This window comes from Phenylobacterium conjunctum, from assembly GCF_042679085.1.
Lineage (GTDB): Bacteria > Pseudomonadota > Alphaproteobacteria > Caulobacterales > Caulobacteraceae > Phenylobacterium > Phenylobacterium conjunctum.
Map to the genome: position 1 here is coordinate 1 of NZ_JBHTLQ010000013.1, position 26,596 is coordinate 26,596.

The following is a 26,596-nucleotide window of genomic DNA, read 5'->3' on the forward strand; positions in this document are numbered from 1 at the left end:
CACCGCGACGGGCTTGGCGGCGAAGGCGGGCTTGGCCGCAGGCGCGGCGGCCACGCGCACAGGGGCCGCGTGGCTGGCCGGCGCGGACGCCGAATGCGAATGGGCGGTGACCCGAGCCCGCGGCGCGTAGCGGTTGCCATAGACCTGACGACGCTCCGCCGCGGTCATATCCTCGGGGTTCTTGATCGGCCGCATGGCCGTCACCAGCACGCCGTCGGCGCGACGATAGGTGACGAGGCGCATCACGTACTTGGGGTTCGAGTTCGCCGCCGGCGGCAGATTGGCCGAGGTCGTAGCCGACGCCCCGGGGCCACCGGCCAGTCCGGAATTGTCGGACGTCGGCGCGCCCCCCATCAAGGATGGTGAATCCGACGCCTTATAGCTGTCCGGCGGCGGCGGCGGTTCATGCGGCGCAGGTCCGCTGCACCCTGCGACCGTCAGCAGAGCGGCGGCCGCAGCCCCCTGAAACGCCAACCTCTTGAACACACTCGCCATCGGAAGCCCCCATTCCATCGCGAAGATCCCAGGCCAATCTGGCCCGTTAAGGTGTCAGGATCACAACAAACCACGGTGGAGCCGGAAGTCAAAAGGGTGAATCGAGCCGGGGGATATCCATTTCGCCCTACAAGCGAACGCGGGTCGCCTCATAGAGCGCCACCGCGGCGGCGGCCGAAACGTTAAGGCTCTCGAAGCCGCCGGGCATTGCGATGCGCGCCAACTCGTCGCAGTGCTCCGCCACAAGCCGCCGGAGGCCTTCGCCTTCGGAGCCCATAATGAGTAACACCGGCGAGCCGTCCATCACCTGATCCAGGGTGCGCTGTCCGGAACCCGCCAGGCCGACGGCGCGCCAGCCGCGCTCGGTGAGGGTCTCGATCGCCCGCGACAGGTTGGTGACCCGCGCGGTGGGGATGCGGTCCACGGCGCCTACCGCCGCCTTGGCCAGGGCGCCGGTCAGTTTCGGCGCGTGGCGGTCCTGCAGAATGACGCCCTGAGCCCCGAAGGCGGCCGCCGAGCGCAGGATGGCGCCGACATTCTGCGGATCGGTGACCTGGTCCAGCATCAGGAGCACTGCGCCGGGGCCGGGCTGGAAGTCTTCCAGACTCCAGTCCTCAAGCGGGGGAATACGCATCGCCACCCCCTGGTGCACCGCGCCGGGAGGCAGGGACTGGCCGATCCTGGCGCCCTCGACCACCTCCAGAGCCTTGGGTCGGCCGAATCGTTGCTCGATTTCCTGGGCCCGATCTGGGGTCGCCAACAGACGCATTGGCGGCTGCCTTTTGGGGTTGGACAGGGCCGCTTCGACCGCGTGCCAGCCCCACAACCAGTCGTCGGACACGTTGTCCCGCTTGGCCTGAGGCCTTGCAAACGAAGGCTTTGCAGGGGCTTTGCGAGAACCCTTTCGGGGTCCGTTGCGTTCGTGATGCGACGACACTATAAGACGCCCTCCCAATCGGGGCCGGAAATGAAATGCCGGCCCTTGATAGGGCTCCAAGCGCGCTGGGGGAATGTCCCGAGTGGCAAAGGGGGGGGACTGTAAATCCCCTGGCGTCAGCCTTCGTAGGTTCGAGTCCTACTTCCCCCACCACGCGCAGGAGCAGCATTTTCCAGGAGGGCTCGCCCGAGCACCGCCCGTAAGCGGGTATAGCACAATGGTAGTGCAGCAGCCTTCCAAGCTGAGGATGCGGGTTCGATTCCCGCTACCCGCTCCAACAACCCTCTAGCCCGCCGGCAGGAACCCATGGCCAAAGAAAAGTTTGAACGTAATAAGCCGCACTGCAACATCGGCACGATTGGCCACGTTGACCACGGCAAGACGACGCTGACGGCGGCGATCACGATCACGCTGGCGAAGACCGGCGGCGCGACGGCGAAGAACTACGCCGACATCGACGCGGCTCCGGAAGAAAAGGCCCGCGGGATCACGATCAACACGGCGCACGTGGAATATGAGACGGCGAACCGTCACTACGCTCACGTCGATTGCCCTGGGCACGCCGACTACGTGAAGAACATGATCACCGGCGCGGCGCAGATGGACGGCGCGATCCTGGTGGTGTCGGCCGCTGACGGCCCGATGCCGCAGACCCGCGAGCACATCCTGCTCGCCCGTCAGGTCGGCGTGCCGGCCCTGGTGGTGTTCATGAACAAGGTCGACATGGTCGACGACGCCGAGCTGCTGGACCTGGTTGAGATGGAAGTTCGCGAACTTCTGTCGTCCTACCAGTTCCCGGGCGACGACATCCCGATCGTGAAGGGCTCGGCCCTGGCGGCGGTTGAAGGTCGTGACGCGCCGATCGGCGAAGACGCGATCCTCGAGCTGATGACCGCGGTCGACACCTACATCCCGCAGCCGGAGCGTCCGGTGGACCTGCCGTTCCTGATGCCGGTGGAAGACGTGTTCTCGATCTCGGGTCGCGGCACCGTGGTGACCGGCCGTATCGAAAAGGGCGTGGTGAAGGTCGGCGAAGAAGTCGAAATCGTCGGCATCCGTCCGGTTCAGAAGACGACCTGCACGGGCGTCGAAATGTTCCGCAAGCTGCTGGACCAAGGTCAGGCCGGCGACAACGTTGGCGTGCTGCTGCGCGGCACCAAGCGTGAAGACGTCGAGCGCGGCCAGGTGCTGTGCAAGCCGGGCTCCATCACCCCGCACACCAAGTTCGTGGCTGAAGCCTATATCCTGACCAAGGAAGAAGGCGGCCGTCACACCCCGTTCTTCACCAACTACCGTCCGCAGTTCTACTTCCGGACCACGGACGTGACCGGGATCATCAAGCTGAAGGAAGGCGTTGAGATGATCATGCCCGGCGACAACGCCGAGCTGGACGTCGAGCTGATCACCCCGATCGCCATGGACCAGGGCCTGCGCTTCGCCATCCGCGAAGGCGGCCGCACCGTCGGCGCCGGCGTCGTCTCCAAGATCGTCGAGTAATCTCGACGGCTCGGCCCGCTTCGGCGGGCCGGACCACGCACTCAAAGATCAGGCCGCCCAGGACATCCTGGGCGGCCTTTTCTTGTTTGGGTCGAACGCAGTCTAGGCGCGCGCCGCCGTTGAATCTGCTCAGGGTTGCGGGTAACTCCTGGGGACGCCCTGGCGTGGGCGTATTGGGGGACGACGTGATCGATAGCCTGGCGCCGCCGACGGGGAATCCGTCGGTCGTGAGTTTCGACGCCTTGCCGTCGTGGGCCGAAGCGCCCGCGTTCTCGCGGCCTACGCCTCCCGCGGCCGAGCAGATCGATGAGGGGCTTTGCGCCTGGCTCTACGACACTCAGGTTCACCTGGGACAAGGATCCCAGACCTGGCTGTCCCGCACGGTCAATGAAGTCACCAGTCCGGATGGCCTGACCCCCGCCGGCCAGGTCAGCATTGATTTCGAGCCGTCGTTCCAGCGACTTGTCCTGCACCATGTGCGGATCCTGCGGGCGGGGGAGGCGATAGAGGTCGACGCCCAGCAAGGGCTTCAGCTCCTGAGGCGTGAGCAGGACCTGGAGCGCGCCGTGTTCGACGGTCGGCTGACGGCGCATCTGTCGATCCCGGACGTCCGGGTCGGCGATGTCGTTGACCTTTGCTACAGCGTCGAGGGCGTCCACCCGATGCTGGCCGACCTGTTCTGCGCCGAGTGGCCGCTCAGCTGGATGCGCTGGGTCGGTGAGACCCGGGTGCGGGTCATGGCGCCCGCCGAGCGCCGTTTCACGGTGCGCGCCTGGAATGAGGCGCCTGCGCCGCGCGTTGAGCTCACGGCCGAGGGGCTGCGGACCTGGACCTGGCGAACCTGTGCTACGCCCGCCGTCTCCCCCGAGCCCCTGGCGCCAGAGTGGATCCGTCAGCACGCCGCGGTCAGGTTGGCGGAGGACTGCGCCTGGTCCCAGGTCGCCGACCGCTTCCGTCCCGGCTACGCCCTCGAACCCTTGCCGGCCGACCTGATGGCCCAGGTGGCGGGGCTTAGGACGCGGCGAGGCTCGGCCGGGGACCGCATCGTTGCGGCGCTGCGCCTGGTTCAGAGCAGCCTGCGCTATCAGGCCGACCATCTTGGCGCAGGGGGCTTTGCGCCGCGCCCGGTCCAGGAAATCTGGGCGACGCGGACGGGCGACTGCAAGGACGCCGCCCGCCTGCTGGTGTGCATCCTCCACCACCTCGGGGTCGCCGCCGAGCCGGTGCTGGTCAACACCGTGCGAGGCGAGAGCCTGGAGACGGAGCCGCCAAGCCTCGCCGCCTTCGATCACTGCGTGGTCGGCCTGAAGCTGAGCGGTCGGCGCTATTGGGTCGATCCCACGGCGTTCCCGCAGGGCGGACGCCTGGAGGTCCTCCATCAGCCTCGATACGGCTGGGCCTTGCCGCTGGTCCCTGTGAGCCGGCTCGAACACATGGGTGAGGGGCCGATCGAGGACGTCCTCAGCATCTATACAGTCTATGACCTGCCCCAGACCGTGTCCGGCGCCGCCAAGATGCGGGTCGAGACGGTCCATGCCGGGCGGCGGGCGGATATCATGCGACGCCGCCTCGCGGCTGGCTCCGCATCGGTGGCGCGGGCGTTCAGGGACCATACGGACCATCGGGTCGGCCCGGTCCTGTCCGCCGAGCCCCTGGAGGTCCGCGACGATCTTGACGCCAACCTGCTGACGACGGTCGAGACCTATGTGGTGAAGCCGGTCTGGCGGATCGACGCGGCCTCGACACACGCCGAGTTCGCCACAGTCGACGACCTCTTCGGCCCGAGCCTGCCGAGCTTGTTGGCCCAGGCGCGACGCCTGCCGGCGCATCTGGGCGAGGCCTTGCGCATGCGAAGCCGCACTGAGATCCACCTGCCTGTGTCCTCCCGGGCCAGCGCGTGGGAAGCGGTGGTGCAGAAGGGGCCGTGGAAATCGGTCTCGCGCCTGGTGATTCTGGATTCGCGAGGCACAAGCCTGCGCCTTGAACAGGCCTTGAGCCTGGATCGGGGCCTGGTGCGGCCGGATGAGGCGGCCGCCTACGCCAAGTTTCGGGAGCAGAGCCTGGCGAGCGCCGAGCTCTTCCTGCGCCAGCCAGTGCGCGCCGACCTGGTTCGGTCGTGGGGCCGGCGCGGATCCGCGGCTCGGGCCTGGCGCGTCGGTGTGCTGGCGCTCATGGCGCTCTGGCTCGTGTCGAAGCTCGTGAACCTGGTGCTCTAAGGGGCCGCGCCGTTGGGGCGGGGAGGGGACTTCGCGGGTTCGCCGGTGGCCGGATCCGTCATGGTCTTCGGGGTTCGGGACGAGCCTTCGGCGCCTGGCGGCTCGGTCGCCGGACGGGGCGGATCGGCGGGCTTCAGGTCCTCGTCCCTGTTGCGGGCAAGGTCGCCGCGGCGTCGGGCTTGGGTCATGGCGTCCTCCGGTTTGCGGAAACGCTGCAGGCGCGGCAATCGATCCCCGCGCGGGTCTTGCTCAGGCGGGGGCTCGCTGCTAAACCGCGCGGCTCCGGCGATGAGCCGATGCGCCGGAAAGCGATCCGACGTATCGATTGTCTGTCGGAGGCCAGCCCGAAAGGGACGGTCGCGTAGGAGTGTAGCTCAGCTGGTAGAGCATCGGTCTCCAAAACCGAGGGCCGGGGGTTCGAGTCCCTCCACTCCTGCCATTTCATGCTTATGTAGATCCCCGGGCGCGGATCAGCCGCCGCCCCTATAGAAGAGTGTCGAGACGCCTCGATGGCCAGGAAACCGGGTTCCACGCCGCAAGCGATGAAGAACCGCGCCGCCAAGACGGCCGCGGCGATCGCGCCGGCGTCCGCACTGGCTCAGCCGGCGGAAAAGCCCAAGAAGCGCACCAGCCCCGCCCAGTTCGCCCGTGAAGTCCGCGCCGAGGCGCGCAAGATCACCTGGACGAGCCGCAAGGAGACCTGGATCACCTCGGTGATGGTCGGCATCATGGTGGTGATGGCTTCGGCCTTCCTGTTCGGCGCTGATGCGCTGATCAGCTTCCTGATCGGCCTGGTCCTGAAACTCGCGAAGGCGGGATAAGAGAAATGAACGCCGAGACCAACGCGCAGTCCAACCCGCGGCACAAGTGGTACATCGTCCACGCCTACTCGAACTTCGAGAAGAAGGTCGCGGAATCGATCCGTGAGCAGGCCGCCCAGCAGGGCCTGGCCGAGAACTTCTCCGACATCCTGGTGCCCACTGAGGACGTCGTCGAAATCCGCCGCGGTCGCAAGGTGAACGCCGAGCGCAAGTTCTTCCCCGGCTATGTGCTGGTGAAGATGGAGCTCACCGACGAGGCCTACCACCTCATCAAGAACACCCCGAAGGTCACCGGCTTCCTGGGCTCCGGCTCCAAGCCGATGCCGGTCTCCGAAAAGGAGGTGGCTCGCATCATCGGCGCCATCGAAGAGGGTGTCGAGCGTCCGAAGCCCACCATCTCCTTCGAGATCGGGGAGCAGGTCCGCGTCACCGACGGCCCGTTCGCGAGCTTCAACGGCTCGGTCGAGCAGGTCGACGAAGAACGCGCCCGCCTGCGCGTCACCGTCTCGATCTTCGGCCGCGCGACCCCGGTCGAGCTCGAGTACGGCCAAGTCGAAAAGACCGCCTGATCCCTCTGGGGGGCAGGAAGTACAAGCTCTGCAAAGCTTGTGATCGCGTCCGCGCCCTGCTAAGAGCGCGCCCTTCGCCGGGTGGGCCATTGGCTTGCGCGGCCTAAATCCGTGGGAGGAGCGCCACTCCGGACCACGGCTCAAACCGACCGGTTCTCCGGTCATCAGGAGCAAACATGGCCAAGAAGATTCTGGGCTACATCAAGTTGCAGGTGCCCGCGGGCTCCGCCACGCCTTCGCCGCCCATCGGGCCGGCGCTCGGCCAGCGCGGCGTCAACATCATGGGCTTCTGCAAGGAGTTCAACGCCCGCACCGAGAAGGAGCCGAAGGGCACCCCCCTGCCGACGGTCATCACCGTCTATCAGGACAAGTCCTTCACCTTCATCACCAAGACCCCGCCGGCGACCCACTTCATCAAGGAAGCCCTCGGCCTGAAGTCCGGCTCGAACAAGCCGGGCCGCGAAGTGGCCGGCAAGATCACGCAAGCTCAGCTGCGCGAGATCGCGGAAAAGAAGATGAAGGACCTCAACGCCAACGACGTTGAAGCCGCCACCAAGATCATCGAGGGCTCCGCGCGCTCGATGGGCCTGCAGATCGTGGAGGCCTAAGACATGGCTAAGCAACCCAAGCGCGCCCAAACCTTCACCGGTGATCGCTCCGCGAGCCACAAGGTCGAAGACGCCGTCAAGCTCGTGAAGGCCAACGCCACGGCCAAGTTCGACGAGTCGATCGAAATCGCCGTCAACCTGGGCGTCGACCCGCGTCACGCCGACCAGCAGGTCCGTGGCGTCGTGAGCCTGCCCTCGGGCACCGGCCGTGACGTCCGCGTCGCCGTCATCGCCAAGGACGCCAAGGCTGCCGAAGCCCAGGCCGCGGGCGCCGACGTCGTCGGTGCTGAGGACTTGGTCGAGCGCATCCAGGGCGGCTTCATGGACTTCGACCGCGTGATCGCCACCCCCGACATGATGGCCCTCGTCGGTCGTCTGGGTAAGGTGCTCGGCCCGCGCGGCCTGATGCCGAACCCGCGCGTCGGCACCGTGACGCCGAACGTGGCCCAGGCCGTGAAGGACGCCAAGGGCGGCGCCATCGAGTTCCGCACCGAGAAGACCGGCATCATCCACGCCGGCATTGGCAAGGCGAGCTTCACCGAAGACGCCCTGCTGGCCAACGTGCGCGCCCTGGTCGACGCCCTGAACAAGGCCAAGCCGACGGGCGCCAAGGGCACCTACATCAAGAAGATCAGCCTCTCGTCCACCATGGGCCCGGGCTTCAAGGTCGACACCGGCTCGGTCGGCGTCTGATCTTTCTGATCTGACGGACTATCGGAGGGGCGCGACGGCGACGTCGCGCCCTTTCTCGTTTCCCGGGTCACTTCAGGCTGGCCAGTCCTGCCGGCCGTGACGGATACGCAGGATCACCACAGCGTCCGCGCGCAGCAGGTAGGCGATGACGTGCCCGGTGCGGGCCACGAGCTCGCGCGTTCCCGCGATACGTCCGAGGCGGCCCCGCGCCGAGAGGTCCTCCAGGCCGCGTATCGTCGCAAGCAGGTCGTCCATCTGCGCGAAGGCCGTGCGCGGATTGTGCTCACGCAGGAATTCGAACGCCGCCCGAAGGTCGGATTGTGCCGGCCCTGAGATCAGGACCTTCAAGAGGCGGACTTGCCCGCCATGTAGTCCCGAAGGCCGAGCTCGACGTCGTCGAACGGCAGGACATCGCCTTCCGCCACTGCCGCGAGGCCCTGTTCCACGGCTTCCCGGAACGCTGTGTCAAAGCGCAGAACATCACGAACCGCTTCGAGGGCGAGTTCCGACGGGCTCTGGGCGCGTGATTTGGCAAGGGCGTCGAGTTGCGCCTCTTCCGCAGGTGTCAGTCGGATCGCAAGATCGCCAGCCATGCGGAAAGGCTAACCCGGCGTGCGCTCCCCGCCAATACCGGCGACTTGACCGAAGGCGCGGCGGACTTCACTGACGATGAAAATCTTCAGAGGAAGCCGCCCATGAGACGCGTCGCCATCGTCAGCCCCATCCGCACCGCCGTGGGCAAGTTCCAGGGCTCGCTGGCCAGCATGACGGCGGGCGACCTCGGCGCGGTGATCCTCAAGGCCCTGGTGGAGCGCACCGGCCTGGATCCCGCTCGGGTGGACGACGTGGTCTTCGCCCAGGGCTACGGCAATGGCGAGGCGCCCTGCATCGCCCGCTGGTCGGCCCTGGCCGCCGGCTTCCCCATTGAAATCCCCGGCTACCAGCTCGACCGCCGCTGTGGTTCGGGCCTGCAGGCGGTGATCGACGCCGCGATGATGGTCCAGACCGGCGTGGCCGACGTGGTCATCGCCGGCGGCGTCGAGAGCATGAGCAATGTCGAGTACTACTCCCTCGACATGCGCAACGGCGCCCGCGCCGGCTCGGTGACCATGCATGACCGTCTGGCCCGCGGCCGGGTGATGAGCCAGCCGATCAGCCGCTTTGGCGTCATCTCCGGCATGATCGAGACCGCCGACAACCTGGCCCGCGACTACAACATCAGCCGCGAGGCCTGTGACGAATACGCGGCCATGAGCCACCAGCGCGCCGCCAAGGCCTGGGCCGAGGGCAAGTTCGACGACGAGCTGGTGCCGGTCTCCGTGCCCCAGAAGAAGGGCGATCCGATCATCTTCGCCAAGGACGAGGGCGTGCGCGCCGACGCCACGGCCGAGAGCCTGGGCAAGCTGCGCGCCATCGAGAAGGATGGCGTGGTCACGGCCGGCAACGCCAGCCAGCAGAACGACGCCGCCGCCGCCTGCCTGGTGGTCGCCGAGGACAAGCTGGCCGAGCTGAACCTGGACCCCATGGGCTGGTTCGTCTCCTGGGCCGCCGCCGGCTGCGATCCGTCGCGCATGGGCATCGGCCCGGTTCCGGCCGTGAAGCGCCTGTTCGAGCGCACCGGCCTGGGCTGGAAGGACATCGATCTCGTCGAGCTGAACGAAGCCTTCGCGCCCCAGGTGCTGGCGGTGCTCAAAGGTTGGGGCTGGGACGAGCGCGACCAGCTCAACGTCAACGGTTCGGGCATCAGCCTGGGTCACCCCATCGGCGCCACCGGCGGCCGGATCCTCGCCAACCTGCTGCGCGAACTGAAGCGTCGCGACGGCAAGTACGGCCTGGAGACCATGTGCATCGGCGGCGGCCAAGGCATCGCGGCGATCTTCGAACGGGCCTGACCGCGATGGAGCTGAAGGCCACCCGCTACGAAATCGACGAGGGGGTGGCCGTCGTCACCCTGGCCCGGCCCAAGCGGCGCAACGCCTGGACCGGCCGGATGCATACCGAGTACCGCTGGATCCTGGATCAGGCGGACAAGGATCCGTCTGTCCGGGTGATCGTGGTCACCGGCGATCCCGAGGGCCAGGCTTTCTGCGCCGGCGCTGACCTTGGCGCCCTGGACGGCCATGCGGAGAAGGGGCGCTATGACCCCGGTACGCCGCAGGACATCGCCAATCCCGGCTACGGCGTCGATCCAGCCTTCGACGCCACCTTCGCCTACCATTTCGGGGTCGGCAAACCGATCATCGCCGCCATCAACGGCGCGGCCGCCGGCGTCGGCCTGGTGCTCGCGGCCTTCGCGGACCTGCGGTTTGCGGTGACGGGTGCCAAGTTCACGGCGGCGCACGGCCGCTTCAACTTCCCCGCCGAGTTCGGCCTGTCCTGGGTGCTGCCGCGCATCGTGGGGCTCAGCCACGCCAACGACATCCTGCTGTCCAGCCGGGTCTTCACCTCGGAAGAGGCGATGGCCATGGGCTTCCTGAACCGCCTCGTGGCGCCGGGCGACCTGATGGGCGAGGTCATGACCTACGCCAAGACCCTGGCCGTTGGTGTCGCGCCGGGCTCCGCGCGCGAGACCAAGCGCCAGATCTATCGCGACCTGCACCGGGACGCCGCCAATTCCGTCCGCGCGGCCGAGGCCCTGCTGGAAGAGATGATCAAGGCCCCGGACTATCGCGAGGGGATCAAGGCCTGGGGCGAGAAGCGCCCGGCGAACTGGACCGGCTGAGCCGCACAATGTCGGAAGCGGGGAGGGGCGTTGAAATCCTGTCCGTTCCCGTGTAAAGGCCGCGCCTTCTAGAGTTTCGTCGCCCCGCCTGGGGCGGCGGGTTGGGGGCCTTAGGGCCTCCATCCTGTCCAAGAACTGCGAGGACCCCGGGGTCACCGGGAGCCATAATCCGAGGAAGAGCCCTTCCTCGATCGTGGGGAGACGGGAAGATGAGGTTTCTCCGCCAGGCCTCGGCTTGCGGCGTGGAGACTGCGACTTCTCTCAAAGGACAGGCCGATCACACGTGGGGGCTCCCTCCGCGCGGGATCGTTTTGCGGTCTCGGGAATCGTCCCGGGGCCGGACCTGAGTATGGAGACCGCAATGGACCGCGCTCAAAAGCAGGAGTCGATCGAGACGCTTAAGGGCGTCTTCGCCGACGCCGGCGCCGTGGTCGTGACCCACAACCTGGGTCTGACCGTTGCGGAAATGACCGATCTTCGGGGCCGCCTCCGCAAGGAAGGCGCCCAGCTGAAGGTGGTGAAGAACACCCTGGCCCAGAAGGCTCTGGACGGTTCGATCGGCGAGGCGGGCGACGCCCTCTTCACCGGTCCTGTCGCCATCGCTTTCGCGCCGGATCCTGTTTCCGCCGCCAAGGTCGTGGCCCAGTACGCCAAGGAGAACGACAAGCTCTCCATCATTGGCGGCTTCATGGGCCAGCAGGTGCTGGACAAGGCTGGCGTGGGCGCTCTGGCGACCCTGCCTTCGCTGGATCAGCTCCGTGGCAAGCTCATCGGCCTCATCCAGGCCCCGGCGACCAAGGTCGCGGGTGTTCTGCAGGCGCCGGCGGGTCAGCTCGCGCGTGTCTTTGGCGCTTACGCCAACAAAGACGCCGCCTGATCGTCATCTTCCGACACAACAAAACCTCTCTAAGGAACCAACCCAATGTCCAAGCTCGAAAAGCTGGTTGAAGACCTCTCCGCCCTGACCGTGCTGGAAGCCGCTGAGCTGTCCAAGCTGCTCGAAGAAAAGTGGGGCGTCTCCGCCGCTGCTCCGGTGGCCGTGGCCGCCGTTGGCGGCGCCGCCGCTGCTCCGGCCGAAGCCGCCGAAGAGCAAACCGAGTTCACCGTTGTTCTGACCGCCGGTGGCGACAAGAAGATCAACGTGATCAAGGAAGTCCGCGGCGTCCGTCCGGACCTCGGCCTGAAGGAAGCCAAGGACCTGGTCGAAGGCGCTCCGCAGAACGTCGTCGAGAACGTCTCCAAGCAGCAAGCCGAAGAAGTCAAGAAGAAGCTGGAAGAAGCCGGCGCCACCGTCCAGATCAAGTAATCTGGCGGCGCGGCATCCGCGTCTTTTCGGGCGGGCCCGGAGGGAGACCTCCGGGCCCGTTTTCTATTCCAGCAGGGCCAGGCCAAGGCCCACGAGCTCGGCCTCCGGCGCGGTCAGGCTCGAGGTGGAGGAGGGTGGGCGCGCCGTCTCCGGCATGCCGTTCAGAGCCCAGGCCAGGATTGCGCCGCTGTCGCGGTTCCAGAACAGCCCGGACATCCAGCCATAGGCGTCGCCCAGATGGCCCGCCCAGCGCGCCGATCCGGGTCCGAAGAAGTCATCGCCCTGCGGTCCCGCAGCCCCGCGCGGGCGCTCCACGCCCAGGCCATAGCCCTGGAATACCCCGTCCGTTTCGCCGTTGGCGGTCGTCGGTGTGTAGGCCCAGACGGGGCGTTGCATTAGTTCGATCGCGCGGCGCGGCAACACGCCCTCTCCGCCGCGCACGAACATCCGGCCCAGCCGGGAGAGGTCCCGGACCGACAGGCGCAAGCCGCCTTGCGGCGAGAACAGGAAGCCGTTGGAGCCCAGACGATAGGCTTCCAGGGACGGCGCGCCCGGCGTACGGACGACTGCGACGTCTGGCGCGGGCGGAGGGCTCGCATCAACTTGCGGAACCCAGCGTCCGTTCTGGCGGCGAAGGCCCGGCATGGCCCGGTCCCGGCGGGCCTGGCCGACGCCGCTCCAGTTGTAGCCGATCTCCAGGCTGAGCGGCGCAAACAGCCGGCGCCGCATATAAAGGTCGAAGCGCTCGCCGGTGCGGGCCTCCAGGATCTGGGCGAGCAGGGCGAAGTTCACGTCGGCATAGGCGAACCACTCGCCCGGCGACTTGTCCGCCGGACCGAACCAGCCGCCGTCGTCCCAGTGCCGGCCGCCCGGCTGGAAGGCCTCGGCCAGATCATGGCCCAGGGGAACCGGATAGCTCGGCCCGTTGCGTAGGCCGCTGCGATGGGACAGCAGCAGGCGCGCGCTGATCACCCGGTCCGGCCAGGCGGGATGCCGCAGCCTGAACCCCAGCCAGGGGGATACATCAGCGTCGAGGTCGAGGCGCGTCTCCAAGGCGTGGGTCATGAACACCGCCGCCGCGATCATCTTGGAGACCGAGGCCACCCGGAACGGCCGGTCCAGGTCGAAGGGCTCGGGCCCCCGCAGCAGGGTCTGCTCCGCACCGTCAGGCCGCACGGTGATCAGGCCGGCGCAGGCCATGTCGGCAAGCGCGCTGTCCGCCGCCAGGGTCGGCCGCGCCAGTCCGGCGGCCAGGAGGGCGAGGGCGGTGCGGCGGGACAGGGGCGTCATGGCCCAGGCTCCCACGGGCCTTAGCGGAAGGCCAGCCCCAGGGCGCCTTAGTTCAGGCGGAACACCCCATCAACCGCCTTGAACTCGGCGGGCTTGATCAGCCGGTTGTGGGCTACCGTGACCGTATGCAGCACCCCGTCCAGCTTGTGGCTCCAGAAATCCAGGAACTTCCTCAGGTTCGGAAACTTCGGGAACAGATCGTACTCCTGCCAGATATAGCTCTGCAGCAGGGCCGGGTGGTCCGGCAGCCGGTACAGAATCTCTGCGGTGGTCAGGCCATAGCCCTGGATCTGCAGCTCGAACTCTGGCGACACCTTCATGGGTTCGCTCCTTTCTGGCCGGTCTCGCCGCGCCACGAGTCGAATGTTCACGGTGAAGCCGTAAAAACGTCAAGATAGTCAGTGTGTTAGCGCTCATCGTGGGTGGCTGCTGCCAGGGTGCGGCGCCAGAGGGCCGGGCAGGGGCGCATTTTCTGGGGACTAGGGGCTTCCCTAAAGCGCGCAAAGCGCCTATTTCGGCTGCTTCGCGAAATTCCGATTCGTCTCAGACGCGAGTCTGTCGCGCGCCCACGTTCCGAGGCATGGCCCGCTACCCTCCGGCCATGCGAGGGAACGCCCCCGGCGAAAAGGGGGCTTCCAGCGTCCGGCGTTCCCCAAGGGGAGCGTTCGAGGGTGGACGCAGGAATAAAGACCTGACGCGCGGAAACCGTTCCGGGCGTCGATCAAGGGAACACAATGGCGCAGTCCTTCACTGGAAAGAAGCGGATCCGTTACTCTTTCGGCCGCATCCCCGAAGCCGTGCAGATGCCGAACCTGATCGAGGTTCAGCGCTCCTCCTACGAACAGTTCCTGCAGCGCGAAGTCCGCGCCGGCGAACGTCGTGACGAGGGGATCGAGGCGGTCTTCAAGTCCGTCTTCCCGATCAAGGACTTCAACGAGCGCGCCGTGCTCGAATACGTCTCCTACGAGTTCGAGGAGCCGAAGTACGACGTCGAGGAATGCGTCCAGCGCGACATGACCTTCGCCGCGCCGCTGAAGGTCAAGCTGCGTCTCATCGTGTTCGAAACCGACGAAGAGACCGGCGCCCGCTCCGTGAAGGACATCAAGGAGCAGGACGTCTACATGGGCGACATCCCGCTCATGACGGACAAGGGCACCTTCATCGTCAACGGCACCCAGCGCGTCATCGTCTCGCAGATGCACCGCTCGCCGGGCGTGTTCTTCGACCACGACAAGGGCAAGACCCACGCCTCGGGCAAGCTGCTGTTCGCCGCCCGCGTGATCCCCTATCGCGGCTCCTGGCTGGACTTCGAGTTCGACGCCAAGGACATTGTCTATGTCCGTATCGACCGCCGCCGGAAGCTGCCCGCCACCACCTTCCTGATGGCGCTCGGCATGGACGGCGAGGAAATCCTCGGCACGTTCTACGAGACCGTCTCCTTCGAGAAGCGCGAAGGCGGCTGGGCCACGGCCTACAAGCCGGAACGCTGGCGCGGCGTGAAGCCGGAGTTCGCCCTGATCGACGCCGATACGGGTGAGGAAGTCGCTCCCGCCGGCCAGAAGATCTCGGCTCGTAACGCCAAGAAGTTCGCCGACGCCGGTCTGAAGACCCTGCTGCTGGCCCCCGAGGCCCTGACCGGCAAGTACCTGGCCCGCGACCTGGTCAACTTCCAGACCGGCGAAATCTACGCCGAAGCCGGTGACGAGCTGGACGCCACCCTGCTGACGTCCCTGGAAGAGCAAGGCTTCACGGTCCTCGACGTCCTGGACGTCGATGAGGTGACCATGGGCGCCTACATGCGCAACACCCTGCGCATCGACAAGAACACCGCCCGCGAGGACGCGCTGTTCGACATCTACCGCGTGATGCGTCCGGGCGAGCCCCCGACCGTCGAGGCGGCGGAAGCCATGTTCAAGTCGCTGTTCTTCGATTCCGAACGCTACGACCTGTCCTCGGTCGGCCGCGTGAAGATGAACATGCGCCTGGAGCTGGACTGCCCGGACGATGTCCGCGTCATCCGCAAGGACGACGTGCTGGCGGTCCTCAAGACCCTGGTCGGCCTGCGCGACGGCCGCGGCGAAATCGACGACATCGACAACCTCGGCAACCGCCGGGTCCGCTCGGTGGGCGAACTGCTGGAAAACCAGTACCGCGTCGGCCTGCTGCGCATGGAGCGGGCGATCAAGGAGCGCATGAGCTCCGTCGATATCGACACGGTCATGCCGCATGACCTGATCAACGCCAAGCCGGCCGCCGCCGCGGTCCGCGAATTCTTCGGCTCCTCGCAGCTGTCGCAGTTCATGGACCAGACCAACCCGCTGTCGGAAATCACCCACAAGCGCCGCCTGTCGGCGCTTGGCCCGGGCGGTCTTACCCGCGAGCGCGCCGGCTTCGAAGTCCGCGACGTGCACCCGACCCACTACGGCCGGATCTGCCCGATTGAGACGCCGGAAGGCCCGAACATCGGCCTGATCAACTCGCTGGCCACCCACGCCGTGGTCAACAAGTACGGCTTCATCGAAAGCCCGTACCGCCGGGTGAAGGACGGCCAGATCACCGACGAGGTGGTCTACATGTCGGCCATGGAAGAAGCGAAGCACGTCATCGCCCAGGCCAACATCAAGCTGGAGAAGGGCGAGATCGTCGAAGACCTCGTCCCCGGCCGGATCAACGGCGAACCCTCGCTGCTGCCGCGCGCCGACGTGGACCTGATGGACGTGTCGCCGAAGCAGGTCGTCTCGGTGGCCGCCTCGCTGATCCCGTTCCTGGAAAACGATGACGCCAACCGCGCCCTCATGGGCTCGAACATGCAGAAGCAGGCCGTGCCGCTCATCCAATCGGATGCGCCGCTGGTCGGCACCGGCATGGAAGCGGTCGTGGCCCGGGACTCCGGCGCCGTGGTCGTCGCCCGCCGCGCGGGCGTCGTCGAGCAGATCGACGGCACCCGTATCGTCGTGCACGCTTCGGAAGAGACCGACCCGACCAAGCCCGGCGTCGACATCTACCGCCTGCAGAAGTTCCAGCGCTCCAACACCTCGACCTGCATCAACCAGCGTCCGCTGGTCCGCGTGGGCGACAAGATCCGGGCCGGCGACGTCATCGCCGACGGCCCGTCGACGGAGCTGGGCGAACTGGCCCTGGGCCGCAACGCCCTCGTCGCGTTCATGCCCTGGAACGGCTACAACTTCGAAGACTCGATCCTGATCTCCGAGCGCATCGTGCGTGACGACGTCTTCACCTCGATCCACATCGAGGAGTTCGAGGTCATGGCCCGCGACACCAAGCTGGGCCCGGAAGAAATCACCCGCGATATCCCGAACGTCGGCGAGGAAGCCCTGCGCAACCTCGACGAAGCCGGCATCGTGGCCATCGGCGCCGAGGTCATGCCCGGCGACATCCTGGTCGGTAAGGTGACCCCGAAGGGCGAAAGCCCGATGACCCCGGAAGAGAAGCTGCTGCGCGCCATCTTCGGCGAAAAGGCTTCCGACGTCCGCGACACCTCCCTGCGTCTGCCCCCGGGCGTCGCCGGCACGATCGTGGAAGTCCGGGTGTTCAACCGTCACGGCGTGGACAAGGACGAACGCGCCCTGGCCATTGAACGGGCCGAAATCGACCGCCTGGGCAAGGACCGCGACGACGAGTTCGCGATCCTGAACCGCAACATGACCACGCGTCTGCGTCAGCTGCTGGTGGGCAAGACCGCCGTCTCGGGTCCGAAGGGCCTGGGCCGCGGCGAGATCAGCCTGGAGAAGCTTGAAGAGATCGCGCCCGGCCTGTGGTGGCAGATCGCCCTCGACGACGAAAAGGCCATGGGCGAGCTGGAGGCCATGCGCCGTCAGTTCGACGAGGCCCGCAAGCGTCTGGACCGCCGCTTCGAGGACAAGGTCGACAAGCTGCAGCGTGGCGACGAACTGCCGCCCGGCGTGATGAAGATGGTCAAGGTGTTCGTGGCGGTGAAGCGCAAGCTGCAGCCGGGCGACAAGATGGCCGGCCGTCACGGCAACAAGGGGGTTATCTCCAAGATCCTGCCGATCGAGGACATGCCCTACCTGGCTGATGGCACCAGCGTCGACATCGTGCTGAACCCGCTGGGCGTGCCCTCGCGCATGAACGTCGGTCAGATCTTCGAAACCCACCTGGGTTGGGCGTCGGCGGGCCTCGGCAAGCAGATCGCCGCGACCCTGGAAGCCTGGCAGAACGGCGGCCAGAAGCAGGCGCTCATTGATCACCTGCGCGGCGTCTACGGGCCCAGCGAGGAACTCCCGGACACCGAGGAAGAGCTCATCGAGCTGGCCCGCAACCTGTCCAAGGGCGTGCCCTTCGCGACCCCGGTCTTCGACGGCGCCCACATCGACGACATCGAGAACCTGCTGGAAGAGGCCGGTCTCGACCGGTCCGGCCAGTCGATCCTGTACGATGGTCAGACGGGCGAGCGCTTCAAGCGCCCGGTCACGGTCGGCTACATCTACATGCTGAAGCTGCACCACCTGGTTGACGACAAGATCCACGCCCGTTCGATCGGTCCGTACTCCCTCGTCACCCAGCAGCCGCTGGGTGGTAAGGCGCAGTTCGGCGGTCAGCGCTTCGGGGAAATGGAAGTGTGGGCTCTGGAAGCCTACGGCGCCGCCTACACCCTGCAGGAAATGCTGACGGTGAAGTCGGACGACGTGGCCGGCCGGACCAAGGTCTACGAAAGCATCGTCCGTGGCGACGACACCTTCGAGGCCGGTATCCCGGAAAGCTTCAACGTGCTGGTCAAGGAAATGCGTTCCCTGGGCCTGAACGTGGAGCTGGAAAACAGCTGACGGAAGTCTGGTGCCCTCCCTCGAAGCGGGGGAGGGCGGTCCGTCCGTTTTCTGTCTGACATTTTCGCGGGCCGCGTCCCGCAGAAGGAACCAAGATGAACCAGGAAGTCCTGAACATCTTCAATCCGGTCCAGGCCGCTCCGACCTTCGACCGCATCCGTATCGCTCTGGCGTCGCCGGAGAAGATCCGTTCGTGGTCGTTCGGCGAGATCAAGAAGCCCGAGACCATCAACTACCGCACGTTCAAGCCCGAGCGTGATGGCCTGTTCTGCGCCCGCATCTTCGGTCCGACCAAGGACTACGAGTGCCTGTGCGGCAAGTACAAGCGCATGAAGTACAAGGGCATCATCTGCGAGAAGTGCGGCGTCGAGGTCACCCTCGCGCGCGTTCGCCGCGAGCGGATGGGCCACATCGAGCTGGCCAGCCCAGTCGCCCACATCTGGTTCCTGAAGTCGCTGCCGAGCCGCATCTCGATGATGCTCGACATGCCGCTGAAGGACATCGAGCGCGTCCTGTACTTCGAATACTACATCGTCACCGAGCCGGGCCTGACCCCGCTGAAGCAGCACCAGCTGCTCTCGGAAGACGACTACATGCGCTACCAGGAAGAGTTCGGCGACGACAGCTTCACCGCCGAGATCGGCGCTGAGGCCGTCCAGGGCCTGCTCCGTGGCCTGGACCTGGCCAAGGAAGCCGACAAGCTTCGCGAAGAGCTGATCACCACCACCTCGGAAATGAAGCTCAAGAAGGCGTCCAAGCGCCTGAAGCTCATCGAGAGCTTCATCGAGAGCAACAACAAGCCCGAGTGGATGATCCTGTCCGTGGTGCCGGTGATCCCGCCGGAACTGCGTCCCCTGGTGCCGCTGGACGGCGGCCGCTTTGCGACCTCGGACCTGAACGACCTCTATCGCCGGGTCATCAACCGGAACAACCGCCTGAAGCGCCTCATCGAGCTGCGCGCCCCGGACATCATCATCCGCAACGAAAAGCGGATGCTGCAGGAAGCCGTGGACGCCCTGTTCGACAACGGCCGTCGCGGCCGCGTGATCACGGGCGCCAACAAGCGTCCGCTGAAGTCGCTGGCCGACATGCTGAAGGGCAAGCAGGGCCGCTTCCGTCAGAACCTGCTGGGCAAGCGCGTCGACTATTCCGGCCGTTCGGTCATCGTGGTCGGTCCCGAGCTGAAGCTGCACGAGTGCGGCCTGCCCAAGAAGATGGCGCTCGAGCTGTTCAAGCCGTTCATCTATGCGCGCCTGGACGCCAAGGGCCTGTCGGGCACCGTGAAGCAGTCCAAGCGCATGGTGGAGCGTGAGCAGCCGGCGGTGTGGGACATCCTCGACGAGGTGATCCGCGAGCACCCGATCCTGCTCAACCGCGCCCCGACCCTGCACCGTCTGGGCATCCAGGCGTTCGAGCCCAAGCTGATCGAGGGCAAGGCCATCCAGCTGCACCCGCTGGTCTGCGCCGCCTTCAACGCCGACTTCGACGGCGACCAGATGGCCGTCCACGTGCCCCTCTCGCTGGAAGCCCAGCTGGAAGCGCGCGTGCTGATGATGAGCACGAACAACATCCTGTCGCCGGCCAACGGCCGTCCGATCATCGTGCCGTCTCAGGACATCGTGCTGGGCCTGTACTACCTGTCCCTGGCCAAGGACGGCGAGCCCGGCGAGGGCAAGCTGTTCGCCGACCTGGGCGAGATCGACGCGGCGCTCGACGCCGGCGTGGTGACCCTGCATTCCAAGATCAAGGCCCGCCACACGGAGATGAACGCCGAGGGCGAACTGGTCCGCAAGGTGATCGATACGACGCCGGGCCGGATGAAGATCGTGGCCCTGTTCCCGCACCACCCGCAGGTCGGCCACCGCCTTCTTGAGAAGAACCTGACCAAGAAGGAAATCGGCAATCTGATCGACACCGTCTACCGCCACTGCGGTCAGAAGGCGACGGTCATCTTCGCCGACCAGATGATGGGCCTGGGCTTCAAGGAAGCCGCCAAGGCCGGCATCTCCTTCGGCAAGGACGACATCGTCATCCCGGCCCGCAAGAAGGTCATCGTCGAGGAAACCCGCAAGCTGGTCGAAGAGTACGAGCAGCAGTATGCGGACGGCCTGATCACCAAGGGCGAGAAGTACAACAAGGTCGTTGACGCCTGGGCCAAGGCCACCGACCGCGTCGCCGACGAGATGATGGCCGAGATCTCGACCCAGCCGAAGGACGAGAACGGCCGCGAGCTGGAGATCAACTCGATCTTCATGATGGCCAACTCCGGCGCCCGCGGTTCGCAGGCCCAGATGAAGCAGCTCGGCGGGATGCGCGGCCTGATGGCCAAGCCGTCCGGCGAGATCATCGAGACGCCGATCATCTCGAACTTCAAGGAAGGCCTGACCGTTCAGGAGTACTTCAACTCCACCCACGGCGCCCGTAAGGGCCTGGCCGACACCGCCTTGAAGACCGCCAACTCGGGTTACCTGACCCGCCGTCTGGTGGACGTCGCTCAGGACTGCATCATCAACGAGGAAGACTGCGGCACCACCCGGGGCATCACCCTGCGGGCCGTGGTCGAGGGCGGTGACGTCCTGGTCTCGCTGGGCCTGCGCATCCTGGGTCGTTCCTCGGCCGAGGACATCAAGGATCCGAACACCGGCGAAGTCATCGTGCCCGCCGACACCTATCTCGACGAGGACATGATCGACCTCGTGGAAAGCGCCGGCGTCCAGTCGGTGAAGGTGCGCTCGGTCCTGACTTGCGAAGCCAAGAACGGCGTCTGCGCGACCTGCTATGGCCGTGACCTGGCCCGCGGCACCCCGGTGAACATCGGCGAGGCGGTCGGCGTCATCGCCGCCCAGTCCATCGGCGAGCCGGGCACCCAGCTGACCATGCGGACCTTCCACATCGGCGGCACCGCCCAGGTGGCCGACGCCTCGTTCTTCGAAGCCAACAACAACGGCGTGGTGAAGATCACCGGTGGCAACACCGTCATCGCCCCCGACGGCGTCCTGATCTGCATGAGCCGCAACCTGCAGCTCTCGGTTCAGGTCGATGGCAAGGATCGCGAGACTTACAAGCCGCCCTACGGCGCCCGCCTGAAGTTCAAGGACGGCGAGAAGGTCAAGCGCGGCGATCGTCTGGCCGACTGGGACCCCTATTCGACCCCGATCATCACCGAAGTCGGCGGCCGTATCCGGTTCGAAGACCTGGTGGAGAACCTGTCGGTCCGCGAGGAAGCCGACGAAGCCACCGGCATCTCCAACCGAGTGGTCATCGACTGGCGCGCCTCCACCAAGGGGTCGGACCTGCGTCCGGCCATGGCGGTGCTGGCCGAGGACGGCTCCTATCGCCGGATCTCGAATGGCGGTGAGGCCCGTTACCTGCTGCCCGTGGGCGCCATTCTCTCCGTCGGCGACGGCGACGAGGTGAAGCCCGGCGAAGTTCTGGCCCGTATGTCGACCGAAAGCGCCAAGACCCGGGACATCACCGGTGGTCTGCCGCGCGTCGCCGAACTCTTCGAAGCCCGCCGTCCGAAGGACTGCGCGGTCATCGCCGAGATGGACGGCCGCGTCGAATTCGGCCGGGACTACAAGAACAAGCGCCGCATCAAGATCACCCCGGAAGACGGTGGCGAGGCGGTCGAGTTCCTGATCCCGAAGGGCAAGCACATCGCCGTCCACGACGGGGACATCATCCGCAAGGGCGAGTACCTGATCGACGGCAACCCGGATCCGCACGACATCCTGCGCATCCAGGGCATCGAAGCCCTGGCCGAGTTCCTGGTGAACGAAATCCAGGAAGTCTATCGCCTGCAGGGCGTGCCGATTAACGACAAGCACATCGAGACCATCGTTCGTCAGATGCTGCAGAAGGTCGAAATCCTGGAGCCCGGCGACACCGGCCTGCTCAAGGGCGATCACCTCGACAAGGTCGAGGTCGACGAAGAGAACGCCAAGGCGGAAGCCCGCGGCGGTCGCTCTGCGATCACCCAGCCGGTCCTGCTCGGCATCACCAAGGCGTCGCTGCAGACCCGCAGCTTCATCTCGGCGGCGTCGTTCCAGGAAACCACCCGCGTCCTCACCGAGGCCTCCGTCCAGGGCAAGACCGACACCCTGGAAGGCCTGAAGGAGAACGTGATCGTGGGCCGCCTGATCCCGGCCGGCACCGGTTCCTACCTGCGCAACCTGCAGCGCATCGCCGCCAAGCGCGACGAAGCCCTGTCGGCCAGCCGCGAGGAGGCCATGGAGCCCCTGCCGGAAGCCATCGCCCTGGCGGCGGAAGGCGAGGCGGTCGAGGGCTGAGCCCCCGGCCTCACGGCTTGAAGATGCGGACGGCCCGGGAGCAATCCCGGGCCGTTTTGCATTTCGGGCGCGGAAATCCGGCGGCTGTTGATCTGAATCAAAGATGACGCCGGCGTCATCTTTATCGTCCCTGTCAGAGCCCGACGCTGGAAGCGGGCGACAGGGAGCCAGCCATGCTGCACGTTTCGATCGTCAAGGGCCCGCCCACCGAGGTTCAGACCTTCACCGACGACGACCTCGCCAAGCGCCTGACCGACCACGATGTCGAGACCATCCGCGAGATCTTCAGGACGCCGCTGACCGGCTCCTACAACTGGGACTACGAGAACGCGAACACCAAGATCCGCAAGCTCTATGAGCTGGGCAAGCGGTTCAACTGGAACTCTGAACTCGATATCGACTGGACCCAGCCCTATCCGCAGAAGCCCGCCGACGCGCCGCAGGCCGAGGGTCCCGAAGGCTTCCGCGATCATCCCAAGTGGAAGGCGCTGACGCCGGAGCAGAAGGCCGACTTCGGCCGTCGGTCCCTGGCCCAGACCCTGTCCCAGTTCCTGCATGGGGAGCAGGGGGCGCTCTTGGTCGCGTCCCAGCTGGTCAGCTGCGCGCCGACCCATGACGCCAAGCTCTACGCCGCGTCCCAGACCTTCGATGAAGCCCGCCATGTGGAGGTGTTCCACCGCTACCTGATGGAACGCTGCCGGATGATCTATCCGATCAATCCGAGCCTGAAGTTCCTGCTGGACAAGGTGCTGACCGATCCGCGCTGGGACCTGAAGTTCATCGGCATGCAGATCCTGATCGAAGGCCTGGCCCTGGCGGCCTTCCAGACCATCCACGCCACCACGGATGATCCGCTGCTGCGCGACGTTGTCGGCTTGGTGATGCGCGACGAGGGCCGCCACGTGGCCTTTGGCGTCAACTATCTGGAGGACTGGATCCGCGCCCTGCCGGAAGACGAGATCGAGGAGCGCGCCCAGTTCGCCTACGAGGCCTGCCTGGTCATGCGCAACCGCCTGGTCTCGACCACGGTCGCTGAAGAGTTCGGCTTCACCCATGACGAGGCCATGGAGATCAACAACGCCAGCCAGGGCGGCCAGGCGTTCCGCACCTTCCTGTTCGAGCGGATGATCCCCAACCTGAAGCGCGTAGGCCTGCTCACCGACAAGATCCGCCCCAAGTTCGAGGAACTGGGCGTCCTGCACTTCGAGAACCTCAAGCACGACGGCGCCATCGACTGGTCCACGCTGGAAAAGCCGCTGACCGTGAACGACGGCGCCAAGATCATCGCCGCCTGAGACCCGTCTCGTAACCACCCCCCACTGAAGCCCGCGCCCTAAACCAGGGCGCGGGATTTTTTTCGCGCCTATGTCGATTTAAGCGCCGGGCGCAGCTTCAGCTTGTGGGCGCGACCGCGCTTGGCTAGCCTCAGGCGAGTATCGAGGCCGGGGGGCTCATGAAGGTTGCAGTGATGTCGGGCGCGGCGATAGCCGTCGCCCTGGGCGGTGTCGCCTGGGCGCAGACCGCGCCCCCGCCGGCGTCGGCCTTCGGACGAATGCCGGGCGTCTATGACGCGGCGATCTCGCCGAACGGCAAGACGGTGGCCATCCTGGGCGGCTCGCCGGAGGTCCGCAGCCTCTCCCTGGCCACCATCGATCAGCCTGGCCTGCCGACTCTCAACCTGGGCGACGTCCAGGCGGTCAGCCTGCGCTGGGTCGGCGACGATCACGTGCTCGCGCGGATCGGCTTCTGGAAGCAGTGGACTCCCAAGATCGGCTATCGGTACGAGCGCAACATCTCGGTGAACCTGCAGGGGCAGGCTGTGGTGCGGATGCTGGACAAGGACGTCACGTCTCAGCTTCTGATCTCCCAGCCCGTCGTCGGCCTTGCTAGCGGCCCGCCGGCCAAGGCGGTGATGATCGGCGTACAGGATAACCTGGGCGCTGCGGGCTCCATGGACACCCGCATGAAGCGCAAGGGCGAGAGCGGCTTCCAGCTGGCCCTGTTCGCCGTTGATCCGGCCAACGGCAAGGCGACCCTCCTCGAGAAGGGCGGTTACGACACCTATAGCTGGGAGGTGGACCAGTCCGGCGAGGCGCGGGTCCGCCACGAGAGCGACGAGATCTCGCACAAATACACGCTCTACGCCCGGGCCAAGGGCGTGAAGCCGTGGACGGCGCTGTACGCCAACCAGGACGAGGAATGGCCCCGCCACTATGCGGGCTACGCCAGCGCCACGGACTCCATCTACATGGTCGAGGACGACGGCGGCGCGTCCCAGGTTGTGCGCCACGCCTTGGCGGGCGGCGCGACGGAGAAGGTCGGCGCGCCGGTGCGTGGCAGCGATGTCGCGCTTGTCTGGGACCGAAATCGGGACCAGCCGGTAGGCGTCATGTCGGGCGCCGAGACCTTCCGCGTGGAATGGTTGGACCCTGAGATCCGCGGTGTCCACGCCATGCTGGCCAAGGCGTTCAAGGGAAAGACGGTGACCGTCAGCGAATGGTCAGCCGACCGGACACGGTTCCTGGTGCGGGTGAACGGGCAGGGCGCGCCAGGCGCCTGGTACCTGTTCGACCGCGCGCGCAAGGAGCTGTCGCCCATCGGCGAAGAGTATCCCGAACTCAAGGACGCAGCCCTGGGGACCACCCGGTGGATCACCTACAAGGCCCGCGATGGCTTGGAGATCCCGGCCTATCTGACCCTGCCGCCTGGCGCTCTCGACGGCCGGAAGCTCCCGCTGATCGTCATGCCGCACGGCGGCCCCGTGGCCCGCGACGACGATGACTTCGACTGGCTGACCCAGTTCCTGGCGACGCGAGGCTATGCGGTCCTGCGCCCGCAGTTCCGCGGCTCGGCCGGGTTCGGAAAGGCCTTCGAGGACGCCGGCCGCGGGGAGTGGGCCGGCAAGATGCAGACCGATCTGCTGGACGGGATCGCCGCGGTGGCGGCGTCCAACACCATCGACCCGGCCCGCGTCTGTATCTTCGGCTGGAGCTTCGGCGGCTATGCCGCCCTGGCGGGCGTGAGCATGCACCCCGAGGCCTACAAGTGCGCCGCCTCGATGGCAGGCGTCTCCGACCTGGGCCTTCTGATCACCGAACAGCTCCGCGTCTCGGGCGACGACTCCTGGGGCCTGCGCTCCCTGCGGCGCATGCTGGACGATGCGAGCTCTGAGAAGATCCTGCAGACCTCGCCGGTCCAGCACGTTGCGGACATCCGTGCGCCCGTGCTCCTGATGCACGGCGACCAGGACGGCTCGGTTGACTATGAGCAGTCCCAGCGCATGGCGTCGGCCCTCAAGGCGGCGGGCAAGCCGGCCGAGTTCGTGACCTTCAAGAACGAGGACCATTTCCTGCTGCGCTCCGCGCCGCGCACCCAGCTGCTGGAGACCCTCGGCGCTTTCCTGGCCAAGAACCTGCCGGTGAACCCCTAGCGGGGCGTCTGCGACACGGCGGGGACTTCACCCAGGCCGGCGATGCCGCCGGCGGCGTTGGAGGTGGACAGGCCCGGCGGGATGGGGGCGTCGCGGTATCGGAGGTAGGCCGCCTTGCGCTCGGCGGCCAGGTCCAGGGTCTTCTGCTTGGCGGCGTTCAGGCCCTGGCCGAGATAGGCGGCGGTCTTGGCGCCCGCCGCCAGGCGCGCCTGGCAGGCCTCGCGCTCGCTGGGGCTCAGGCCCACAAGATCCGCCTGGGTGCAGCCGAGGCCGCCCTTGCGCAGGGCCTGGCTCAGCTGGGCGGCTCCGCCAACAGCTTCCTGCACCCGCCAGGGCCCCGCCGCAGGCGTCGCGGTTGGCGTGGGCGCAGCGTAGAGCGGCGCGACGGGGAGGGGGCCGGTGATCGGCTTCGCGGCGCGCGGGCGGATCCGGTCGCGGTCGCGCCGTTGTCGGGCCTGGGGCTCCACCAGGTAGAGAGGAGCTATGGTCACCTCGATCAGGGCGGGCGCGACCATCCGCGAGGCTGGCGGCTTCTGAAGGGCCAGCACCGCGAGCAGGGCGGCGTGCAGGGCGATGGACGCCCCGATCACCAGGGACAGACGCCCCCTGCGCTGCGCATTGCGCCCGACCATGTCCCCCTCCCAGTTCCCCGCCGATCAGGCTTGGCCACGGCGGCGAAAGCGTGGCGGCAAGCGGGCGGACCGGGGGCTGTTTACATGCCGTTGACGGATCAGGGCTTCGCGAGTATGAACCGCGCTCCTTTCGAGGCCGGGATTCCCCCTGGTCCCGATGAACGGTTCGTCCTGCAAGGGACGTCCTGACCCGCCGGGGCGCAAACCAGCGCGCGCCGGCGAGTTTTTGCGTTCAGCGGGAGGCGTCGAGAACCAAGTCGATATTGACCCCAATTGAGGCGCTCCG

General features: G+C 66.7%; 21 protein-coding genes, 3 tRNA genes and 1 pseudogene. 17 read left to right on the plus strand and 8 right to left on the minus strand.

Features of this window, described 5'->3' with window-relative positions; translation table 11 throughout:
- A pseudogene (locus tag ACFQ27_RS07575) lies at nt 1–354 on the minus strand (hypothetical protein); the annotation flags it as partial.
- A gap of 268 nt (nt 355–622) precedes the next feature.
- Complete coding sequence (gene rlmB, locus ACFQ27_RS07580) at nt 623–1,336, minus strand: 23S rRNA (guanosine(2251)-2'-O)-methyltransferase RlmB (RefSeq protein ID WP_377353165.1); 714 nt, start codon at nt 1,334–1,336, stop codon at nt 623–625.
- A 163-nt stretch (nt 1,337–1,499) separates the two neighbouring features.
- On the opposite strand from rlmB, the gene ACFQ27_RS07585 reads away from it, so the two are divergent.
- The 4 genes from ACFQ27_RS07585 (at nt 1,500) to ACFQ27_RS07600 (ending at nt 5,145) form a co-directional block, all read left to right on the plus strand.
- A tRNA-Tyr gene (locus ACFQ27_RS07585) sits at nt 1,500–1,585 on the plus strand.
- 50 nt (nt 1,586–1,635) lie between these two features.
- Nucleotides 1,636–1,709, plus strand: a tRNA-Gly gene (locus ACFQ27_RS07590).
- A 29-nt stretch (nt 1,710–1,738) separates the two neighbouring features.
- Nucleotides 1,739–2,929, plus strand: a complete 1,191-nt coding sequence (tuf, locus tag ACFQ27_RS07595) for an elongation factor Tu (RefSeq protein ID WP_377353166.1) — start codon at nt 1,739–1,741, stop codon at nt 2,927–2,929.
- Nucleotides 2,930–3,114: 185 nt separating this feature from the next.
- Entirely contained in the window at nt 3,115–5,145 is a 2,031-nt protein-coding gene (locus ACFQ27_RS07600) for a DUF3857 domain-containing transglutaminase family protein (RefSeq protein WP_377353167.1), read from the plus strand.
- Here ACFQ27_RS07600 and ACFQ27_RS07605 read toward each other — a convergent pair.
- The gene (locus tag ACFQ27_RS07605) at nt 5,142–5,333 is read right to left on the minus strand and encodes a hypothetical protein (RefSeq protein ID WP_377353168.1); all 192 of its coding nucleotides are present in this window, start codon (nt 5,331–5,333) and stop codon (nt 5,142–5,144) included. The two genes, ACFQ27_RS07600 and ACFQ27_RS07605, sit on opposite strands and share 4 nt — an antisense overlap.
- Before the next feature lie 175 nt (nt 5,334–5,508).
- Between ACFQ27_RS07605 and ACFQ27_RS07610 the strand changes: the two genes are divergently transcribed.
- From ACFQ27_RS07610 to rplA, 5 genes are all read left to right on the plus strand, one after another.
- Nucleotides 5,509–5,584, plus strand: a tRNA-Trp gene (locus ACFQ27_RS07610).
- A 70-nt stretch (nt 5,585–5,654) separates the two neighbouring features.
- Nucleotides 5,655–5,966, plus strand: a complete 312-nt coding sequence (gene secE, locus ACFQ27_RS07615) for a preprotein translocase subunit SecE (RefSeq protein WP_374348552.1) — start codon at nt 5,655–5,657, stop codon at nt 5,964–5,966.
- 5 nt (nt 5,967–5,971) lie between these two features.
- On the plus strand, nt 5,972–6,535 hold the full coding sequence (gene nusG, locus ACFQ27_RS07620; protein WP_374348550.1) for a transcription termination/antitermination protein NusG: 564 nt from the start codon (nt 5,972–5,974) through the stop codon (nt 6,533–6,535).
- A 176-nt stretch (nt 6,536–6,711) separates the two neighbouring features.
- A complete protein-coding gene (rplK, locus tag ACFQ27_RS07625; protein ID WP_374348544.1) occupies nt 6,712–7,143 on the plus strand; it encodes a 50S ribosomal protein L11 in 432 nt (143 codons plus the stop codon).
- Nucleotides 7,144–7,146: 3 nt separating this feature from the next.
- Nucleotides 7,147–7,836, plus strand: coding sequence for a 50S ribosomal protein L1 (gene rplA / locus ACFQ27_RS07630; protein ID WP_374348542.1), 690 nt, complete (start codon nt 7,147–7,149; stop codon nt 7,834–7,836).
- Nucleotides 7,837–7,908: 72 nt separating this feature from the next.
- Here rplA and ACFQ27_RS07635 read toward each other — a convergent pair whose 3' ends face one another.
- Nucleotides 7,909–8,184 carry a type II toxin-antitoxin system RelE/ParE family toxin gene (locus ACFQ27_RS07635; RefSeq protein WP_377353169.1) on the minus strand — a complete coding sequence of 92 codons (276 nt, stop codon included), beginning with the start codon at nt 8,182–8,184 and terminating at the stop codon, nt 7,909–7,911.
- Nucleotides 8,181–8,429: a CopG family ribbon-helix-helix protein gene (locus tag ACFQ27_RS07640; RefSeq protein ID WP_377353170.1), complete on the minus strand. Its 249-nt coding sequence runs from the start codon at nt 8,427–8,429 to the stop codon at nt 8,181–8,183. The genes ACFQ27_RS07635 and ACFQ27_RS07640 overlap by 4 nt, the downstream gene beginning before the upstream one ends.
- A gap of 102 nt (nt 8,430–8,531) precedes the next feature.
- On the opposite strand from ACFQ27_RS07640, the gene ACFQ27_RS07645 reads away from it, so the two are divergent.
- The 4 genes from ACFQ27_RS07645 (at nt 8,532) to rplL (ending at nt 11,864) form a co-directional block, all read left to right on the plus strand.
- Nucleotides 8,532–9,728, plus strand: a complete 1,197-nt coding sequence (locus ACFQ27_RS07645) for an acetyl-CoA C-acetyltransferase (protein WP_374348536.1) — start codon at nt 8,532–8,534, stop codon at nt 9,726–9,728.
- A gap of 5 nt (nt 9,729–9,733) precedes the next feature.
- Nucleotides 9,734–10,558, plus strand: a complete 825-nt coding sequence (locus ACFQ27_RS07650; protein WP_377353171.1) for an enoyl-CoA hydratase-related protein — start codon at nt 9,734–9,736, stop codon at nt 10,556–10,558.
- Between the two features lie 361 nt (nt 10,559–10,919).
- Nucleotides 10,920–11,435, plus strand: coding sequence for a 50S ribosomal protein L10 (gene rplJ / locus ACFQ27_RS07655; protein WP_377353172.1), 516 nt, complete (start codon nt 10,920–10,922; stop codon nt 11,433–11,435).
- A gap of 45 nt (nt 11,436–11,480) precedes the next feature.
- The gene (gene rplL / locus ACFQ27_RS07660; RefSeq protein ID WP_374348530.1) at nt 11,481–11,864 is read left to right on the plus strand and encodes a 50S ribosomal protein L7/L12; all 384 of its coding nucleotides are present in this window, start codon (nt 11,481–11,483) and stop codon (nt 11,862–11,864) included.
- A gap of 63 nt (nt 11,865–11,927) precedes the next feature.
- On the opposite strand, the gene ACFQ27_RS07665 is transcribed toward rplL, so the two are convergent.
- Both ACFQ27_RS07665 and ACFQ27_RS07670 read right to left on the minus strand, forming a co-directional pair.
- On the minus strand, nt 11,928–13,154 hold the full coding sequence (locus ACFQ27_RS07665; RefSeq protein WP_377353173.1) for a serine hydrolase domain-containing protein: 1,227 nt from the start codon (nt 13,152–13,154) through the stop codon (nt 11,928–11,930).
- Nucleotides 13,155–13,201: 47 nt separating this feature from the next.
- A complete protein-coding gene (locus ACFQ27_RS07670) occupies nt 13,202–13,474 on the minus strand; it encodes an usg protein (RefSeq protein WP_377353174.1) in 273 nt (90 codons plus the stop codon).
- Nucleotides 13,475–13,888: 414 nt separating this feature from the next.
- Between ACFQ27_RS07670 and rpoB the strand changes: the two genes are divergently transcribed.
- The 4 genes from rpoB to ACFQ27_RS07690 all read left to right on the plus strand — a co-directional run bounded on the left by rpoB (nt 13,889) and on the right by ACFQ27_RS07690 (nt 25,678).
- Entirely contained in the window at nt 13,889–17,959 is a 4,071-nt protein-coding gene (rpoB, locus tag ACFQ27_RS07675; protein WP_374348521.1) for a DNA-directed RNA polymerase subunit beta, read from the plus strand.
- A 95-nt stretch (nt 17,960–18,054) separates the two neighbouring features.
- Nucleotides 18,055–22,248 carry a DNA-directed RNA polymerase subunit beta' gene (gene rpoC, locus ACFQ27_RS07680; protein WP_374348519.1) on the plus strand — a complete coding sequence of 1,398 codons (4,194 nt, stop codon included), beginning with the start codon at nt 18,055–18,057 and terminating at the stop codon, nt 22,246–22,248.
- Between the two features lie 173 nt (nt 22,249–22,421).
- Complete coding sequence (locus tag ACFQ27_RS07685; protein WP_374348516.1) at nt 22,422–23,543, plus strand: ferritin-like domain-containing protein; 1,122 nt, start codon at nt 22,422–22,424, stop codon at nt 23,541–23,543.
- 158 nt (nt 23,544–23,701) lie between these two features.
- Nucleotides 23,702–25,678 (plus strand): alpha/beta hydrolase family protein, encoded by a 1,977-nt coding sequence (locus ACFQ27_RS07690; RefSeq protein ID WP_377353175.1) that lies wholly within the window; start codon nt 23,702–23,704, stop codon nt 25,676–25,678.
- On the opposite strand, the gene ACFQ27_RS07695 is transcribed toward ACFQ27_RS07690, so the two are convergent.
- On the minus strand, nt 25,675–26,310 hold the full coding sequence (locus ACFQ27_RS07695) for a hypothetical protein (RefSeq protein ID WP_377353177.1): 636 nt from the start codon (nt 26,308–26,310) through the stop codon (nt 25,675–25,677). The two genes, ACFQ27_RS07690 and ACFQ27_RS07695, sit on opposite strands and share 4 nt — an antisense overlap.
- Nucleotides 26,311–26,596 lie beyond the last annotated feature (286 nt).

Coding starts and splice junctions, on each gene's coding strand:
- rplA (WP_374348542.1), top strand. CDS start 7,147: ATGGCTAAGCAACCCAAGCGCGCCCAAACCTTCACCGGTGATCGCTCC.
- rpoB (WP_374348521.1), top strand. CDS start 13,889: ATGGCGCAGTCCTTCACTGGAAAGAAGCGGATCCGTTACTCTTTCGGC.
- ACFQ27_RS07670 (WP_377353174.1), bottom strand. CDS start 13,474: ATGAAGGTGTCGCCAGAGTTCGAGCTGCAGATCCAGGGCTATGGCCTG.
- ACFQ27_RS07640 (WP_377353170.1), bottom strand. CDS start 8,429: ATGGCTGGCGATCTTGCGATCCGACTGACACCTGCGGAAGAGGCGCAA.
- rplJ (WP_377353172.1), top strand. CDS start 10,920: ATGGACCGCGCTCAAAAGCAGGAGTCGATCGAGACGCTTAAGGGCGTC.
- ACFQ27_RS07695 (WP_377353177.1), bottom strand. CDS start 26,310: ATGGTCGGGCGCAATGCGCAGCGCAGGGGGCGTCTGTCCCTGGTGATC.
- ACFQ27_RS07690 (WP_377353175.1), top strand. CDS start 23,702: ATGAAGGTTGCAGTGATGTCGGGCGCGGCGATAGCCGTCGCCCTGGGC.
- nusG (WP_374348550.1), top strand. CDS start 5,972: ATGAACGCCGAGACCAACGCGCAGTCCAACCCGCGGCACAAGTGGTAC.
- rplK (WP_374348544.1), top strand. CDS start 6,712: ATGGCCAAGAAGATTCTGGGCTACATCAAGTTGCAGGTGCCCGCGGGC.
- secE (WP_374348552.1), top strand. CDS start 5,655: ATGGCCAGGAAACCGGGTTCCACGCCGCAAGCGATGAAGAACCGCGCC.
- ACFQ27_RS07645 (WP_374348536.1), top strand. CDS start 8,532: ATGAGACGCGTCGCCATCGTCAGCCCCATCCGCACCGCCGTGGGCAAG.
- ACFQ27_RS07650 (WP_377353171.1), top strand. CDS start 9,734: ATGGAGCTGAAGGCCACCCGCTACGAAATCGACGAGGGGGTGGCCGTC.
- rplL (WP_374348530.1), top strand. CDS start 11,481: ATGTCCAAGCTCGAAAAGCTGGTTGAAGACCTCTCCGCCCTGACCGTG.
- ACFQ27_RS07605 (WP_377353168.1), bottom strand. CDS start 5,333: ATGACCCAAGCCCGACGCCGCGGCGACCTTGCCCGCAACAGGGACGAG.
- ACFQ27_RS07665 (WP_377353173.1), bottom strand. CDS start 13,154: ATGACGCCCCTGTCCCGCCGCACCGCCCTCGCCCTCCTGGCCGCCGGA.
- rpoC (WP_374348519.1), top strand. CDS start 18,055: ATGAACCAGGAAGTCCTGAACATCTTCAATCCGGTCCAGGCCGCTCCG.
- tuf (WP_377353166.1), top strand. CDS start 1,739: ATGGCCAAAGAAAAGTTTGAACGTAATAAGCCGCACTGCAACATCGGC.
- ACFQ27_RS07685 (WP_374348516.1), top strand. CDS start 22,422: ATGCTGCACGTTTCGATCGTCAAGGGCCCGCCCACCGAGGTTCAGACC.